The sequence below is a fragment of the Nonomuraea sp. NPDC050547 genome (assembly GCF_044457345.1).
Taxonomy (GTDB): domain Bacteria; phylum Actinomycetota; class Actinomycetes; order Streptosporangiales; family Streptosporangiaceae; genus Nonomuraea.
The window spans coordinates 69,998-85,707 of the sequence record NZ_JBITGW010000003.1; the positions used below are offsets into that span (position 1 = coordinate 69,998).

16 protein-coding genes are annotated in these 15,710 nt (G+C 73.3%); 10 read left to right on the top strand and 6 right to left on the bottom strand.

Annotation, left to right across the window (positions count from 1 at the left end; all coding sequences use genetic code 11):
- Positions 1-57 precede the first annotated feature (57 nt).
- On the top strand, positions 58-1,002 hold the full coding sequence (locus ACIBHY_RS07890) for a heme o synthase (RefSeq protein WP_397250200.1): 945 nt from the start codon (positions 58-60) through the stop codon (positions 1,000-1,002).
- Positions 1,003-1,048: 46 nt separating this feature from the next.
- Positions 1,049-2,182: a PrsW family intramembrane metalloprotease gene (locus ACIBHY_RS07895; RefSeq protein WP_397250198.1), complete on the top strand. Its 1,134-nt coding sequence runs from the start codon at positions 1,049-1,051 to the stop codon at positions 2,180-2,182.
- 326 nt (positions 2,183-2,508) lie between these two features.
- Here ACIBHY_RS07895 and ACIBHY_RS07900 read toward each other — a convergent pair whose 3' ends face one another.
- Positions 2,509-3,198, bottom strand: coding sequence for a vancomycin high temperature exclusion protein (locus ACIBHY_RS07900; RefSeq protein ID WP_397250196.1), 690 nt, complete (start codon positions 3,196-3,198; stop codon positions 2,509-2,511).
- A 51-nt stretch (positions 3,199-3,249) separates the two neighbouring features.
- The gene (locus ACIBHY_RS07905; RefSeq protein WP_397306277.1) at positions 3,250-4,227 is read right to left on the bottom strand and encodes a heme A synthase; all 978 of its coding nucleotides are present in this window, start codon (positions 4,225-4,227) and stop codon (positions 3,250-3,252) included.
- A gap of 104 nt (positions 4,228-4,331) precedes the next feature.
- On the opposite strand from ACIBHY_RS07905, the gene ACIBHY_RS07910 reads away from it, so the two are divergent.
- Genes ACIBHY_RS07910 through ACIBHY_RS07935 form a run of 6 tightly spaced genes read left to right on the top strand, consistent with a single transcriptional unit; the run spans position 4,332 to position 9,947 of the window.
- A complete protein-coding gene (locus ACIBHY_RS07910; protein ID WP_397306278.1) occupies positions 4,332-5,477 on the top strand; it encodes an NAD(P)/FAD-dependent oxidoreductase in 1,146 nt (381 codons plus the stop codon).
- Positions 5,477-5,722: a (2Fe-2S)-binding protein gene (locus tag ACIBHY_RS07915; protein ID WP_397250190.1), complete on the top strand. Its 246-nt coding sequence runs from the start codon at positions 5,477-5,479 to the stop codon at positions 5,720-5,722. Before ACIBHY_RS07910 ends, ACIBHY_RS07915 begins: the two co-directional genes overlap by 1 nt.
- Complete coding sequence (locus tag ACIBHY_RS07920; RefSeq protein ID WP_397306279.1) at positions 5,719-7,035, top strand: NAD(P)/FAD-dependent oxidoreductase; 1,317 nt, start codon at positions 5,719-5,721, stop codon at positions 7,033-7,035. The genes ACIBHY_RS07915 and ACIBHY_RS07920 overlap by 4 nt, the downstream gene beginning before the upstream one ends.
- On the top strand, positions 7,032-7,925 hold the full coding sequence (locus tag ACIBHY_RS07925) for a dihydrodipicolinate synthase family protein (protein ID WP_397306280.1): 894 nt from the start codon (positions 7,032-7,034) through the stop codon (positions 7,923-7,925). Before ACIBHY_RS07920 ends, ACIBHY_RS07925 begins: the two co-directional genes overlap by 4 nt.
- 58 nt (positions 7,926-7,983) lie before the next feature.
- Positions 7,984-8,985, top strand: coding sequence for a proline racemase family protein (locus tag ACIBHY_RS07930; protein WP_397306281.1), 1,002 nt, complete (start codon positions 7,984-7,986; stop codon positions 8,983-8,985).
- Positions 8,982-9,947 (top strand): proline racemase family protein, encoded by a 966-nt coding sequence (locus tag ACIBHY_RS07935; RefSeq protein ID WP_397306282.1) that lies wholly within the window; start codon positions 8,982-8,984, stop codon positions 9,945-9,947. Before ACIBHY_RS07930 ends, ACIBHY_RS07935 begins: the two co-directional genes overlap by 4 nt.
- 245 nt (positions 9,948-10,192) lie before the next feature.
- Here ACIBHY_RS07935 and ACIBHY_RS07940 read toward each other — a convergent pair whose 3' ends face one another.
- The 3 genes from ACIBHY_RS07940 to ACIBHY_RS07950 are packed head-to-tail and all read right to left on the bottom strand — an operon-like array spanning position 10,193 to position 13,106.
- A complete protein-coding gene (locus tag ACIBHY_RS07940; protein ID WP_397306283.1) occupies positions 10,193-10,858 on the bottom strand; it encodes a response regulator in 666 nt (221 codons plus the stop codon).
- Positions 10,855-12,084, bottom strand: a complete 1,230-nt coding sequence (locus ACIBHY_RS07945; protein WP_397250178.1) for a sensor histidine kinase — start codon at positions 12,082-12,084, stop codon at positions 10,855-10,857. Before ACIBHY_RS07945 ends, ACIBHY_RS07940 begins: the two co-directional genes overlap by 4 nt.
- Positions 12,081-13,106, bottom strand: coding sequence for a DUF418 domain-containing protein (locus ACIBHY_RS07950; RefSeq protein ID WP_397250176.1), 1,026 nt, complete (start codon positions 13,104-13,106; stop codon positions 12,081-12,083). Before ACIBHY_RS07950 ends, ACIBHY_RS07945 begins: the two co-directional genes overlap by 4 nt.
- 135 nt (positions 13,107-13,241) lie before the next feature.
- On the opposite strand from ACIBHY_RS07950, the gene ACIBHY_RS07955 reads away from it, so the two are divergent.
- Together ACIBHY_RS07955 and ACIBHY_RS07960 are read left to right on the top strand one after the other, a co-directional pair.
- Positions 13,242-14,195, top strand: a complete 954-nt coding sequence (locus ACIBHY_RS07955) for an ornithine cyclodeaminase family protein (protein ID WP_397250174.1) — start codon at positions 13,242-13,244, stop codon at positions 14,193-14,195.
- A gap of 17 nt (positions 14,196-14,212) precedes the next feature.
- Positions 14,213-14,887, top strand: a complete 675-nt coding sequence (locus tag ACIBHY_RS07960; RefSeq protein WP_397250172.1) for a GntR family transcriptional regulator — start codon at positions 14,213-14,215, stop codon at positions 14,885-14,887.
- 4 nt (positions 14,888-14,891) lie between these two features.
- Here the strand turns inward: ACIBHY_RS07960 and ACIBHY_RS07965 are convergent, their stop codons facing one another.
- Positions 14,892-15,704, bottom strand: a complete 813-nt coding sequence (locus ACIBHY_RS07965) for a class I SAM-dependent methyltransferase (protein WP_397306284.1) — start codon at positions 15,702-15,704, stop codon at positions 14,892-14,894.
- Positions 15,705-15,710 lie beyond the last annotated feature (6 nt).

The following is a 15,710-nucleotide window of genomic DNA, read 5'->3' on the forward strand; positions in this document are numbered from 1 at the left end:
TCACGGATCCGCTCTAATCAGAGGTTACGCGTTGACTCCGCACGTGCTGGAAGCGCCTTGACGGTGCTCACGAACAGGCAATCGACGGCCCCGGCCCCGCAGGCCGCGCCGCCGCGCTCCTTCGGCGCGGTCGTCAAGGCCTATGTCGCGCTGACCAAGCCGCGGGTCATCGAGCTGCTCCTGATCACGACGCTGCCGGTCATGTTCCTCGCGTCGGGCGGCCTGCCGCCCCTGTGGAAGGCCCTGTGGGTCATGGTGTTCGGCACGCTGTCGGCGGGCAGCGCCAACGCGCTCAACTGCTACATCGACCGCGACATCGACGTGAAGATGCGGCGCACCCGCAAGCGCCCGCTGGCCCGCCACCAGGTCACGCCGCGCAACGCGCTGATCTTCGGAATCGTCCTCGGAACTTTGTCCGTTGTTGGCATGTGGGTCACCACGAACCTGCTCGCCGCCGCGCTCAACCTGTCGGCGATCCTGTTCTACGTCTTCGTCTACTCGATGATCCTCAAGCGGCGCACGTCCCAGAACATCGTCTGGGGCGGCCTGGCCGGCTGCATGCCGGTGGTCATCGGCTGGTCGGGCATCACCGGCAGCCTGGAGTGGACGCCGCTGGTGCTGTTCGGCGTGGTGTTCTTCTGGACGCCGCCGCACACCTGGACGCTGGCCATGCGCTACAAGGAGGACTACGCCGCCGCCTCGATCCCGATGCTGCCCGTGGTCGCCACCGAGCGCCGGGTCGTCGTGGAGTCCATCGTCTACACCTGGGCGACGGTGATCTGCTCGCTGCTGCTGTGGCCCGTCGCGGGCACCACGCTGCTCTACCCGATCGTGGCGCTGGCGCTCGGCGTGGTGTGCCTGTGGGAGATCCACCGCATGCTGGCCAGGGTCAACGCCGGCAAGACCGGCGTCGATCTGCGGCCGATGCGCTTCTTCCACTGGTCCAACGCCTACCTGGCGCTTCTCTTCCTCGCCGTCGCCATCGACCCGCTCCTCAGCTGAGCGTGTGCGGCGGGACACCGTGCACGCGATCCGTTAAAGTCACCCTATGGCGTCCCGTGATCCACGCTGGGTGTTCAAGGACCGGCCATCCTTCGCCCTGATCATCGGGCTGGTCGTCACCGGCATCTGCGCACTCGTCTCGCTCTCCTTCGACGTGATCAACGGCGCGCCTGTCGACTTCCTCGTCGCTCTCCTGCTGGCCCTGGCTCCGGTGCCCGTCCTGCTCGCGGCGGTGCTCGCGCTCGACCGCATGGAGCCGGAGCCGCGGAGCAACCTCGTCTTCGCCTTCGCGTGGGGGGCGGGCGTGGCCGTCCTGGTGGCGGGCGTCGTCAACTCGCTCAACCTGCACTACATCGTCGACGCCGCCAACCTCACCCCCGACAACGCCCGCAGCGTCGCCGCCACGTTCGGCGCGCCCGTCGTCGAGGAGACGATGAAGGGCCTGGTCCTGCTCGGCCTGCTGCGCTTTCGCCGGGCCGAGCTCGACGGCCCCACCGACGGCATCATCTACGCCAGCATGGTCGGGCTCGGCTTCGCGATGAGCGAGAACGTCAGCTACTACGTGGCCGCGCTCACCGAGAGGGGCGTCGAGGGCCTGGCCGTCACGGTCGTGCTGCGCGGCATCCTGTCGCCGTTCGCGCACCCGCTGTTCACCTCGATGATCGGCGTCGCGGTGGCCTACGCCGCGCTGCGCAGCGGCTCGGTGCGGGTCGGCTACATCCTGGCGGGCTGGATCGGCGCGATGCTCCTGCACGGCCTGTGGAACGGCATGGCCTCCTACGGCGGCTTCGGCGGCCTCGTGATCGCCTACCTGATCCTGCTGCTGGTCCTCCTGGTCATGATCGGCATCGTCATCAAGGACAGACGGCGCATCGTCGCCCTCATCCAGCGCTACCTGCCGCCCTACGCCCCGACCCGCCTGGTCGACACCGCCGACATCCACATGCTCTCGGCCCTGTCCCGCCGCCGCCGCGCCCGCCAGTGGGCCAGCGCGCACGGCGGCAAACGCGGGTTGCGCGCGATGAGCGACTACCAGCTCGCCGCCACCGAACTCGGCCTGCTGCACGACCGCGCGGCCCGCCGGGTGGTCGACGAGCAGACCTTCCACGAGGAACAACGCGCCCTCCTCGAATGCATGAGCGCCGCCCGCGCCGGCTTCCCCGTCCCCGCGCGGAGATAGCGTTTCGGCGCTCTCTTGCTCGATCGTTTCTTGCGCGCGAGGACGATCGCCTTCCGTTACGGCTGCCGCCACCCCACCACCACCCGCCGCCGTGGGCGGGCGCCGATCGTGGGGGTCGCTTCTCACGTCGGACGGGGTCCCCGCCGTCACGGCCCACGTGAACCGGTGCTTCAGGTCGTGACGACCCGGCTCCGGCGTGGACCAGAACCCGGGCCATCGCGACCGCTGCCCCTCTTGGGTGGATCGCGCCCTGCGGCACCTCGTGGGTCGGCGCCTGGGCCGTCACGGCTTGGCCGGAGACGCAGTCACGATCGGCCCTGGGGATCCTAGGGGGCGGGGTGGGCCAGGATGTGGTCCAGGGTGGTTTCCCTTGGGCCTGGGAAGACGGGGTCGGAGCGCAGGAGGACGGCGTCGGCGAAGCCCTTCGCCGTGGCGAGGAGCTCGCGGGTCGCGTAGACGTAGGTCGCCGCCGCCCACTGCTTGGTCGAGTCGTCGCCCACCCCGTAGGTTTCCAGGCCGGCCGTACGGCAGAGCGTGACGGCCCGGGGGATGTGGAAGACCTGGGTGACCACGGTCAGGCGTTGGGCGCCGAAGACCTTGCGGGCACGTACGCAGGAGTCCCAGGTGTCGAATCCGGCGTAGTCCAGGACCATCGCGCCCGGCGGCACGCCCTTGTGGGTCAGGTAGTCGCGCATGGCGGTGGGCTCGTCGTACTCCCTGCGGCTGTTGTCGCCGGACAGCAGCAGCGCCTTCACCTTGCCGGCCCGGTACAGCTCGGCGGCGATGTCCAGGCGGCGGGCGAGCATGGGGGAGGGCTGCCCGCCGTACAGGCCGGCGCCGAGCACGAGGGCGGCCTGCGCGTCCGGGACCCGCGCGAGCCAGCCCTCGGTGTCGGCGGTGGCGCGGTGCGGTGAGCTGTCGAGCCACGCCCAGGTCATGGGGGCCAGCGCGAGCACGCTGGCCAGGACGAGTGTCTGGTAGCCCCTTCTCAGGAGCTTCCGCTTATTTCCCGACAAGGGTGGCCTTCCGCCGGTGGGGGAGGGGCGGACCTATCGTGCCATAACCGGTCAGGCGGTGGCGGGCTCCCGGTTGGGGGAGGGGAGCGTCCCCACCGGCTCACGCACGCGCGTGGCGGTCGCCGCACGCAGCGCGAAGATCCACACCAGGGTCGAGCCGAGCACGTGCAGGCCCACGAGGAAGGCGGGCACGCCCATGAAGTACTGCGTGTAGCCGATGACGCCCTGCAGCAGTTCGATGCCCAGCAGCGCCAGCGCCGCCCGGCGGGCCGCCCGTGGCGCGTCGCTCACGTGCAGGGCGATCAGCAGCGCGAAGGTCAGGCCGACGACGAGGTAGGCGAGGTCGGCGTGGATCCTCGCCACGGTCTCGATGTCGAAGTCGAAGCGCGAGGCGATCTCGTCGCCGGAGTGGGGGCCGGTGCCGGTGACCAGCACACCCGCCATCAGCAGCGCGAACGTCGCCGCGACCAGGACCTGTGCCAGCCGCCTGATGTCGCGGTGCACGGTGCGCCGGATCACTCCCTCGCGCTCGCCCGTCCGCACGTAGAACAGCCAGCACGCGGCCATCAGCACCACGGAGATCAGGTAGTGCGTGCCGACCGTGGCCGGGTGCAGCGCGCTCCTGACCACCAGTCCGCCCCAGAGCGCCTGCACGACGATGCCGGCCGGCTGCAGCCAGGCCAGGCGTACCAGGTCGGGACGGCGCGGCGCCAGACGCAGCGCGGCGATCACGCAGGCGAAGCCGACCGCCAGCACCAGGAACGTGAGCAGCCGGTTGCCGAACTCGACCGCCATGTGCAGCGGCGAGATCTCCGGATGCAGGACCGGGAGGTAGCTGTCGCTGGTGCACTGGGGCCAGGTCGGGCAGCCCAGCCCCGACTCCGTCACCCGGACCGTGGCGCCGGTGACCGTGATGCCCGCGTTGACCACGACCGACGCCAGCGCCCAGTAGCGGATCGAGGCCTGAGTGGGCGCCCAGAAGAAAAGACTCCTGATGATCGGGTTCCGGTGGTCCGTGGGTAGCTTCACGTCATCGATGGTAGGGGCCGTATGTGCCGGTCCTTCCACCGCGATGGCCTCTGGCCGACCGGGCGAAGTTCAGTGTAGTGTGACATATTACTGAAGGGAGGCCGATGTCGGACGTCATCGTCATCGGCGCCGGAGTGGTCGGCGCCGCCTGCGCCTACTACGCGGCGCGCGCCGGGCTGGACGTGACCGTCGTCGACCGCGGCCCCGTGGCGAGCGGCACCACGGGATCCGGCGAGGGCAACGTGCTCGTCTCCGACAAGGAGCCGGGCCCCGAGCTCGACCTCGCCCTTCTGTCCAACCGCCTCTGGCGCGAACTGGCCGAGCACGGCGGGTTCGAGTTCGAGGCCAAGGGCGGGCTCGTCGTCGCCGAGACCGCCGACGTCCTGCGGCAGCTCACCGAACTGGCCGCCAAGCAGGGCGTGGAGCACACGGCGGTACCCGGCGAGGCGCTGGGCGGCTACGAGCCGAACCTGGCGCCGGGGCTGGCCGGCGGCGTCCACTACCCCCAGGACGCGCAGGTCCAGCCCATGCTCGCCGCCGCCCGCCTGATCGGGCTCGGCGCGGACTCCTACGGCCACGGCACCCTCCACCTGCGCACCGGCGTCACCGTCACCGGATTCCTGCGCAGCGGAGAGCGGGTGAGCGGCGTGCGCACCTCCCACGGCGACATCCTCGGCGGCGCCGTCGTCAACGCCGCGGGCACCTGGGGCGGCGAGGTCGCCGCGCTGGCCGGCCTCCACCTGCCGGTGCTGCCCAGACGCGGCTTCATCCTGGTGACGGAACCGTTGCGCGAACCGCTGATCCGGCACAAGGTCTACACCGCCGCGTACGTCACCAACGTGGCCAGCGACGCCGAAGGGCTGGAGACCTCGGCCGTGGTCGAGGGCACCCCCGCCGGACCCGTCCTCATCGGGGCCAGCAGGGAACGGGTCGGCTTCGACCGGACCACCTCGGTGCCGGTGCTGTCCAGGCTGGCCGCGCAGGCCGTCGCGCTGTTCCCCGCCCTGCGCGAGGTGCGGGCGATCCGCTCCTACTGCGGCTTTCGCCCGTACTGTCCCGACCATCTGCCCGTCATTGGCGAGGACCCCCGCGCGCCCGGCCTCTACCACGCCTGCGGCCACGAGGGGGCGGGCATCGGCCTGGCCCCCGCCACCGGCCACCTGCTGGCCCAGCTCCTGGCCGGGCAGCGGCCCGGCCTGGACCTCCGCCCGTTCCGCCCCGACCGCTTCACCCGAGAGGAGACCGGCTGATGGAGCGGTTCGACATCTCCGTCGACGGCCGCGCCGTGCCCGCCGAGCCGGGGCAGACGATCGGCGCGGCGCTGCACGCCGCCGGGGTGCGCTCCTGGCGCAGTACCCGGTTCGGCGGCCGGCCGCGCGGCCTGTTCTGCGGCATCGGCGTGTGCTTCGACTGCCTCGTCGAGGTCAACGGCCGCCCGGCCGAGCGCGCCTGCCGGCTGGAGGCCCGTCCCGGTGACGAGGTGAGCACCTCATGACCTACGACCTGGCCGTCATCGGCGGCGGCCCCGCCGGGGTCGCGGGCGCGCTGACCGCCGCGCTCGCCGGGCTGCGCGTCGTGCTGCTGGACGGCGGCCCGCGCCTGGGCGGTCAGTACTTCCGCCACGCCCACGGGGCGGAACCGGAACCCCGCTTCGCCCGCCAGTCCCACGCCCTGGGCCAACGGGCCGAGGTCCTGCTCAAGCACCAGGTCTGGGCCGTCAGCCGCGAGGACGACGGATTCACCGTGCACGCCCACGGCGCCGCCCGCACCGAGACACAGGCGCGGCGCCTGCTCATCGCCACCGGCGCCCACGACCGGCCCCTGCCCTTCCCCGGCTGGGACCTGCCCGGCGTGCTCACCGCCGGCGGCGCGCAGGCGCTGCTCAAGGGCGAACGCGTGCTGGCCGGGCGGCGGATCGTCGTGGCCGGGACCGGGCCGTTCCTGCTGCCGGTGGCGGCCGGGCTGGCCGGGGCGGGCGCGGAGGTGGCCGGGGTGTTCGAGGCCTCGGGCGGGCTGGGGCTGGCCCGGCACCCGGTCATGGCCCTCGCCAAGGCGGGCGAGGCCGCCGGGTACGCGTGGGCGCTGGCCGCGCGGCGCGTGCCGTACCGGAGGAACCACGCGGTGATCGCCGCGCACGGCGAGCACGAGCTGCGCGCGGTCACGGTGGCCAGACTGGATCGCGACTGGAACGTTCTGGGCACCGAGGAGCTGGAGTGCGACGCGCTGGCCGTCGGCTACGGGTTCGTGCCGCAGATCGAGCTGGCCGTCCAGCTCGGCTGCGGGACCCGCCACGACACCGACGGCACGCCGGTCGTGGACGTGGACGCGCGCCAGCGCACCAGCGTCCCCGGGGTGTGGGCGGCCGGTGAGCCCACCGGCGTCGGCGGCTGGGAGCTGTCGGAGATCGAGGGCCGCGTCGCCGGCCTCGCGCTCGCCGGCGGGCCCGCGGGCGAGGTGCCCGGCCTGCTGCTGCGCAGGCGCGCCCGGCTGCGGGCCTTCGCCGCGGCGCTGCAGAGCGCCTACCCGGTGAGGCCGGGCTGGCAGTCGTGGCTCACCCAGGACACGCTCATCTGCCGGTGTGAGGAGGTGCCGCTGTCTCGCGTGCGTGAGGCACAGGAGCTCGGCGCCACCGACGCCCGTTCGATCAAGCTGCTGGCCAGGCCCGGCATGGGCTGGTGCCAGGGCCGCATGTGCGGCTACGCGCTCTCCTGCCTGGCCGGGGAACCCCAGCAACCCCCACGCCGCCCCATCGCCCAGCCGATCTCCCTAGGCGCCCTAGCGGAGCCCCCACAGAAGGAATATCGATGACAACACGCACCAAACCCTGGCACGGCGTCATGGTGGCCACCGCGCTTCCCCTGCACGACGACCTGTCCGTGGACTATGACGGCTACGCCGCGCACTGCCGCTGGCTGGTCGAGAACGGCTGCGACGGCGTCGTGCCCAACGGCTCGCTGGGCGAGTACCAGACGCTCACGCCGGAAGAGCGCGCCAAGGTCGCCGAGACCGCCGTCGCCGCGATCGGCGGCGAGCGCGTCATGGCCGGTGTCGGCGCCTACGGCGCGGCCGAGTCGCGCCGGTGGGCCGAGCACGCCCGCGAGATCGGCTGCGGCTCGGTGCTCGCGCTGCCGCCCAACACCTACCGCGCCGACGAGCGCGCCGTGCTGGAGCACTACCGCCAGGTGGCCGAGGCGGGCGTGCCCGTCGTGGCCTACAACAACCCCTACGACACCAAGGTCGACCTCACCCCGGCGCTGCTGGCCAGGCTGTACGCCGAGGGGCTGATCGTGGCGGTCAAGGAGTTCACCGGGGACGTGCGGCGCGCCTACGAGCTGGCCGAGCTCGCCCCCGGACTCGACCTGCTGGTCGGCTCCGACGACGTGCTGCTGGAGCTGGGCATCGCCGGGGCCGTGGGCTGGATCGCCGGCTTCCCCAACGCGCTGCCCGCCGCCAACGTCGCCCTGTACCGCGCCGCGCTCGCCCGCGACCTGGACACGGCGCTGCCCCTGTACCGCACGCTGCACCCGCTGCTGCGCTGGGACTCCAAGATCGAGTTCGTGCAGGCCATCAAGCTCTCCATGGACGTGGCGGGCCGCCGCGGCGGCCCCTGCCGCCAGCCGCGCGTGCCGCTGACCGAGGACCAGGCCAGCGCCGTCCGCGCCGCCACCGAGAAGGCCCTCGCCGAGGGGATCGCATAACTTTCCACGAGGTACGCCGCACCGGCCACGTGGCCCAGGCACCCCCCAGAGGAGCGACATGAGAACCAACCGGGTCTTCCACGCGGTCGACTCGCACACCGAGGGCATGCCCACACGGGTGATCACCGGCGGCGTCGGGGTGATCCCGGGCGCCACCATGGCCGAGCGCCGGGTGTACTTCCGTGACCACCTCGACCACCTGCGCAACCTGCTCATGCGCGAGCCCCGCGGCCACTCCGCGATGAGCGGGGCGATCCTGCAGCCGCCCACCCGGCCGGACGCCGACTGGGGCGTGCTGTTCATCGAGGTGTCCGGGCTGCTGCCGATGTGCGGGCACGGCACGATCGGGGTGGCGACCGTGCTGGTCGAGACCGGCATGGTCGAGGTGAGCGAGCCGGTGACCACGATCCGGCTGGAGGTCCCCGCCGGGCTGGTCACCGTCGACGTCGCGGTCAGGGACGGCGTCGCCGAGTCGGTCACGCTCCGCAACGTCGCCGCCTTCAGCGACCGGCTGGACGCCGAGGTCGAGGTGCCCGGGTTCGGGCGGATCCGCTATGACCTCGCCTACGGCGGCAACTTCTACGCCATCGCCGGCCTCGACTCCTACAAGCTGCCGTTCGACCGGGCCGCCAAGAACGATATCATCGCCGCCGGGCTGGCCACCATGGACGCGATCAACGCCACCGACGAGCCGGTCCACCCCGAGGACCCGCGTATCCGCGGCTGCCATCACGTCTACTTCGCCGCCCCCGGCTCCACCGCCCAGCACTCCCGGCACGCGATGGCGATCTTCCCGGGCTGGTTCGACCGCTCGCCCTGCGGCACCGGCACCAGCGCCCGGATGGCCCAGCTGCACGCCCGGGGCGAGCTGGCGATCGGCGCCGACTTCGTCAACGAGTCGTTCATCGGCACCCGCTTCGTCGGGCGGCTGCTGGAGGAGACCACCGTGGGCGGGCGGCCCGCGGTCGTGCCGTCCATCACCGGGCGGGCCTGGATCACCGGGACCGCCCAGTACTTCCTCGATCCCCGCGACCCGTTCCCCGAAGGGTTCGAGCTGTGATCACGACGGTCGACTACCACACCGGTGGCGAGCCGTTCAGGATCGTGACCGGTGGCGTGCCGGACATTCCCGGCGCCACGGTGCTCGAACGGCGGTCGGCCACCGAGGGGGTCGATCATGTACGGCGGCTGTTGTGCCATGAGCCGCGGGGCCACGCCGACATGTACGGATGCTTCCTGGTGCCGCCTGACGACGCCGGGGCTCATCTGGGCGTGCTGTTCTGGCACAAGGACGGCTATTCCACCGCGTGTGGTCATGGCACGATCGCGCTGGCCGTACACGCTGTGCAGGAGGGGCTGGTCGCCACCGGCCCGGACGGTGCCACCGACGTGGTCGTCGACGTCCCGTCGGGGCGGGTGACGGCCCGCGTGGCCCGCGCGGGGGGCCGGATCACCGGCGTCACCTTCCGCAGCGTGCCGTCGTGGGTGATCGCCCGCGGCGTCGAGGTCGCCGGCGTCAGCCTCGACCTCTCCTACGGCGGCGCCATCTACGCCAGCCTGCCCGCCTCCGCCGTGGGCCTGTCCGTGGAGCGGGAGCACCTGCCCGCCCTCATCGCCCACGGCCGCCGCGTCAAGGCCGCGCTGCGGGACCACCCCGCCGCCCGCCACCCCGGGGACGAGCGGCTGTCCGGGATCTACGGCGTCATCTTCCACGACGAGCTGTCCGCCGCCGGAACCGCCCTCCACCAGCGCAATGTCACCGTCTTCGCCGACGGCGAGGTGGACCGCTCGCCCTGCGGCTCCGGCACCGCCGCCCGCATGGCCCTGCTGGCCGCCGACCACGGCGACGCCGTCACGCTGACCCACGACAGCGTGATCGGCACCCGCTTCACCGCCCGGGTGGCCGGGCGGACGGCCGAGGGGATCGTGCCGGAGATCGACGGCATGGCCTACCGCACCGGCCGCCACACCTTCGACCTCGACCCCGCCGACCCCCTCGGCACCGGCTTCGTCCTACGCTGACCCCGCTCACGGGCCGCCCGGCCCCGACCCCCGCTCACGGGCCGCCCGGCCCACAGCCCGCCCGGCCCATCGGCTCACCGGCCGCAAGGTCCCCCGGCTCACGAACTGCCCGCCCGGCACGTTCCCGGGCCGCCTGAGCTTCTGGGTGGCTGGCACGTGGGCGGCCGGGCTGCTCAACTCTGGTTGCCCCGGCCTGTCGCGCTCGCGGCTCGTCCGGTCGGCTCGCGGGCTGTGGCGTGTCCGGTTCACGGGCTGCCCGGTTCGACGACGCCGTGCTCGTACGCGTAGATGATCGCCTGGACGCGGTCCCGGCAGCCGATCTTGGCCAGGAGGTTGGCCACGTGCGTCTTGACCGTCGAGACGCTCACGGTCAGGGTCTGGGCGATCTCCACGTTGGACAGCCCTCGGGCCAGGAGGACGAGCGTGTCGTGCTCGCGGCCGGTCAGCGCGGGCAGCGGCTCCAGGACCCGTGGCGGCTTCGAGGTGCGGGCGAACTCGGCGACGAGGCGGCGCGTGACGCCGGGCGCGACCAGGCCCTGACCTCCGGCCACCACCCGCACGGCCGCCACCAGCTCGTCGGGTTCGACGTCCTTCAGCAGGAAGCCGCGCGCACCTCCGCGCAGCGCCGAGAAGACGTACTCGTCGAGGTCGAACGTGGTCACGACCAGGACGGCGAGCGGGTCGGCGACCCCCACGCCGGCAAGGCGCTCGGTCGCGGCGATGCCGTCGAGCACGGGCATGCGGACGTCCATGATGACCAGGTCGGGCCGCAGGCGGCGGGCGAGCCGTACCGCCTCCTGCCCGTCGGCGGCCTCGCCGACGATCTCGAGGTCGGGCTCCGACTCCAGGATCGTGCGGAACCCGGCCCGGACCACGGCCTGGTCGTCGGCGATCAGGATCGTGAAGGTCATGGACGCTCCAGCGGAAAGGAGGCGCTGACCAGCCAGCCGCCGTCGGGCTCGGGGCCGGCGGTGAGCGCGCCGCCGGCGTGGTTGACGCGTTCGCGCATGCCGAGCAGGCCGTAGCCGCCGTCGGCGCCGGTCGGGCGGGCGGCGCGGGCGGGCCTGGCGTTGCGCACCGCCACCGCGAACCCGGCCTCGCCGAAGGTGGTCGTGACGCTGACCTTGGCGCCGGGCGCGTGCCGGCGGGCGTTGGTCAGCGCCTCCCGAACGAGGCGGGAGACCGCCAGCCCGGTCGTGACGGGCAGCGTCCGCGGCTCGCCCGAGGCGCTGACCTCGACGTCCATGCCGGTCGTGCGGAACCGGCGGACGGTCTCCGCCACTCCGGTCAGCGCGGGGGCGCGGCCGTCGGCCTCACCCGGCTCGCTGTCGCGCATGAGCCCCACGAGCGCGCGCAGCGCGGCCAGCGTGTCGCGTCCCTGGGACCTGATCGCCCGTAACGTGGCCCGCGCGGCGGCCGGGTCGCGGTCGAGCAGCCGGTCGGCGGCGCCAGCCTGCACGACGATAGCGGACAGGTCGTGCGCGGCGATGTCGTGCAGTTCCCTGGCGATCCTGGCCCGCTCCTCGGCGACCGCGGTCCTGGCGCGCTCCTCCCGGTCGCGCGCGATGCCCGCCGCCGCCCTGGCCGCACCCGCCCGCCTGGCCTGTACGGCGAAGCCGGCCGTGGCGGGAAGCAGATAGGCCGCGGCGACGGCGGCCGCCATCCCGGCCGGATCGCCCGGCGGCACACCCCAGAAGGTGAGCAGCCCACTGTGCCCGCCGCCCGCCAGCGTCCCGAGCAGTCCTCCGGCGGCGTGGACGGCGCCGCAGGCCAGGATCGCGACCGTCGCCCGCACCTGGGGCAGGCGGCTGGCCACGGTGTAGGAGCACACCACGGCGCCCACGCCGATCAGGGCGGGACGGCCGGGCAACAGCATGGCCGCCAGCGGGAGCACACTGGCCGCCGCCAGCGCGAGAACGGGACGGCGCCGCCGCGTGGCGATGGTGGCCAGGTCCGCCGCGGCCAGGCCGAAGCCGGCGGCCACGACGCCGGGGGCGAGCGCGCTCAGCGTGCCCTGGTGGACGGCGGGCAGCAGGCGGGCCGTACTGACGAGGATGAGCAGAGCGGCGGCCAGCGCGTCACGCCCGGCGGCGGTGCGGACGCCGAGTCGCGCCAGCCCTTCGCTCCACACGCTCATGCCGCTCCGCGCGCTCCTCCGGCGTCGGCGCGACCGCCGATGGGCAGCCGCCGCCAGTACGTCACGCACCGCCAGGCCCACTCCAGCGGGCCGTAGCCGTACCTTCGCAACCACAGGTTACTCACCACGGCCTGAAGGAGCAGGATCGCTGCGCCCAGAGCCGCCGCGAGCGCCCATTCCTTCGAGCCGCGCAGGCCGAGCGCCGTGCCGATCGGGACGAACAGCAGGGCGGCCCCGAAGTAGTTGGTCAGCGCCATCCTGCCCATCGGCGCCAGCGCCCACGACAGCGCCGTCCCCGCCGGGGTGCGTAGAAGCAGCAGGAACAGCGCGACGTAGCAGCCCGCGGTGGCCAGCGACAGCGTCGTGCCGAGCCGGATCTGCGCCATGTCGGGCAGCGGCAGGGTGATGAGCCAGTACGTCAGCCCGCAGACCGCCAGCGAGACGACGCCGAGCGCGGCCAGGCGCCGGGGACGCTCGCCGAGCGTCTCCGGCACCCGCAGTTCGGCCAGCGTGTACCCGAGCGCGAACAATCCGGGCAGCAGCCCCAGACCGCCCACCCCGGCCAGGACGCCCGCCACCGTCAGCACGACGGCCACGGCGGGAAGCGCCCGGCGCGGCAGGTAGCTGAGGGGGAGAAGCACCACGACGCCGGTGACGGCGAACGGCAGCAGCACCTCCCCGGGCTGCAGCAGGTGCAGGACGGCGCCCAGCGCGGCCAGCGCCGCGAACCGCCTCAGCAGGAGCAGCCTCGGCCGTCCCGAGCGCCGGGCGGCCGAGCGCAGGAAGATGCCGAAGCCGATGCCGAACAGCAGGTAGAAGATGGGATAGAAGCGCCCGAGGAAGAACAGGCGCAGCGGGCCGGGCAGTTGCCCGGCGTAGGCGAACATCTCCATGGTCTGGGGGATGTTCACGAAGATGATCCCGCACAGGGCGAACCCGCGCAGCGCGTCGAGCGCGGCGATGCGCTGCTTCGGGGCGACCGGGGCCTGCGAAGAGGACGAAGAGGACGGGGAGACTGACACGCCTTCATGGTGACCGGGGGCACGGTCCGGGCGCTTCGGGCCCGTGGCCCTTTCCTTCTCGGTCGCGGGGAGGAGGACGACTCGTCCGCGCGGCCCCCTTCCCTTCTCCGGTCGGTGGCCAGGATGCTTGGCCCCATGAACGCGCTGCCCTATATCGACGCGGAGGCCCTCGGCCGCCTGGTTCCGGTGAGGCGGGCCGTACAGCTGCTGGAGCAGGCGCTGCGCGACGGCCTGGATCCCGAGGACACCCCGCAGCGGCCGGTCGTGGACCTGCCGGGCGGCCAGATGTTGCTGATGCCCGCCGCCACCCGTGCCTACGCCGGGGTCAAGGCGGTCACGATCGCGCCCGACGGGCCCGCGCGTGACCTGCCCCGCATCCAGGGCGCCTACCTGTTGTTCGACGGCGGCACCCTGAGCCCGCTCGCGGTCATGGACGGCATCGCCCTGACCAGCCTGCGCACCCCGGCCGTCTCCGCGCTGGCCGCCACCCACCTGGCCGCCGCCGACGCCCGCACGCTGGTGGTCTTCGGCTCCGGCCCGCAGGCTTGGGGTCACGTCCTGGCACTGCGCGCCGTACGCCCGCTGGAGCGCGTCACCGTCGTCGCCCGGCACAGGGAGCGGGCCGAGGCCCTGGCCGCCCGCTGCCGGTCACTCGGCCTGACCGCGCGGGCCCTTCGCGGCGACGATCCCGGCACGCGCGCGGACGTCGACGCCGCCGTGGCCGAGGCCGGCCTCATCGCCTGCTGCACCACCGCCCGCGAGCCGCTGTTCGCCGGTAAGCTCGCCCGCGACGGCGCCGCCATCCTCGCCGTCGGCTCCCACGAACCCGACGCCCGCGAGGTCGACGACGACCTCGTCGCCCGCTCGTGCGTGGTCGTCGAGTCCCGGGCGAGCGCGCTGGTCGAGGCCGGAGATGTGATCGTCCCGATCCGCCACGGTACGATCACGACTGGTCACCTCGCCGGAAACCTCGCCGAGCTGATCAACGGCCGCATCACCGCAGGCCCAGGGCCCAGACTGTTCAAGAGCACAGGGATGGCCTGGCAGGACCTCGTGGTGGCCGCGGCCGCATACGAGGCGTGGACGTAGGGAAAGGGATGCGCGCGATGGCTGCGGAGGACCGGCTCGACCTGCCGATGGTGGGGGAGCGGCAGAGCCTGCGCGAGCAGGTCGCGCACGCGCTCCGGGCGGCGCTGATCACCGGCGAGATGCGGCCGGGCGTGGTGTACTCCGCGCCGGTGCTGGCCGCCCAGTTCGGGGTGTCGGCGACCCCCGTCCGCGAGGCCATGCTCGACCTGGCCAAGGAGGGCCTGGTCGAGGCGGTCCGCAACAAGGGCTTCCGGGTCACGGAGCTGTCCGAGCGCGACCTCGACGAGCTCACCGAGATTCGCCAGCTGATCGAGGTGCCCACGGTGACCCGGCTCGCGGACGCCTCGCGGGCCGCGGAGTTCGAGAGCCTGCGGCCGATCGCGGAGGAGATCGTCTCCGCGGCGGAACGCGGCGACCTGCTGGCCTACGTGGACGCCGACCTGCGCTTCCACGTGGAGCTGCTCAAGCTGTCGGGCAACGCGCACCTGGTGGAAGTCGTGCGCGACCTGCGCAACCGGGCCCGCCTGTACGGCCTGCAGCAGCTCTTCGAGCGCGGCAAGCTCCCCGACTCGGGACGCGAGCACCTGGCTCTGCTCAGCGCCTTGGCCGCGGGCGACTCCGCCGCGGCCGAGAGCATCATGAGCGCCCACATCCAGCACGTGCGCGGCATCTGGGCCGACCGCCCCGAATAGGCCGTCAGGGCTGGCGCGCCCGCACCAGCCAGAGGTCCATCGCCGGGGTGCGCAGCCGCTGCGGCAGCGGGGGTAGCCACCCGCACGCCCCCGCGGCGATCTCCCGGTGCAGGGCGGCCGACGCGCTCCACCCGTGCCGCGCCAGCAGCCCCGCCGGATCGCGCAGCGCCCCCACGAACGGCACTCCCCGCAGCGCCATCTCCCGCAGGAACGGCTGCATCACCGGGTCCCGCAGGAACAGCTCGTGCGGCACGTCGAACGTCAGCCACGACCCCGGCGCCGCCAGCGCGCTGACCGAGTCCAGCACCGCGTGGGTCTGGGCCGGGGTCAGATAGTAGAAGAGCCCGTCGGCGATCCAGCAGGCCGGCTCGGAGACGGAGAACCCGGCCTCGACCAGCGCCGGGGCCCAGTGGAGCCGGAGGTCGGCCTCGACCACCCGCACGTCGCAGCGCGCTCCGAACCCGGCCGCGGCCAGCAGTTCCGCCTTGCCGTCCAGCTGGCCGGGCAGGTCCACCTCGTAGTAGACGAGCGAGGGCTCGACGGGCAGCCGGTAGGCGCGGGCGTCGGTGCCGGATCCGAGGCAGACGGCCTGCCGTACCCCGGAGGAGAGCAGCGTGAGGTCGCCCAGCCGCCCGCGCAGCGGCACCACCGCGGACGGCAGCGCGTCGGCGCGCACGCTGTCGACGCCCGCCTCGGAGGCGGGGGTGACGAAGACGGCCGCGCACGGATCGTCCAGGTACGCATCGGGCTGGGCGTGTTCGCGGGCACGCAGCACGGCCATCCAGTCGCTGGTGAGCTTGACCGGCTCGGACCCCATCGCCCA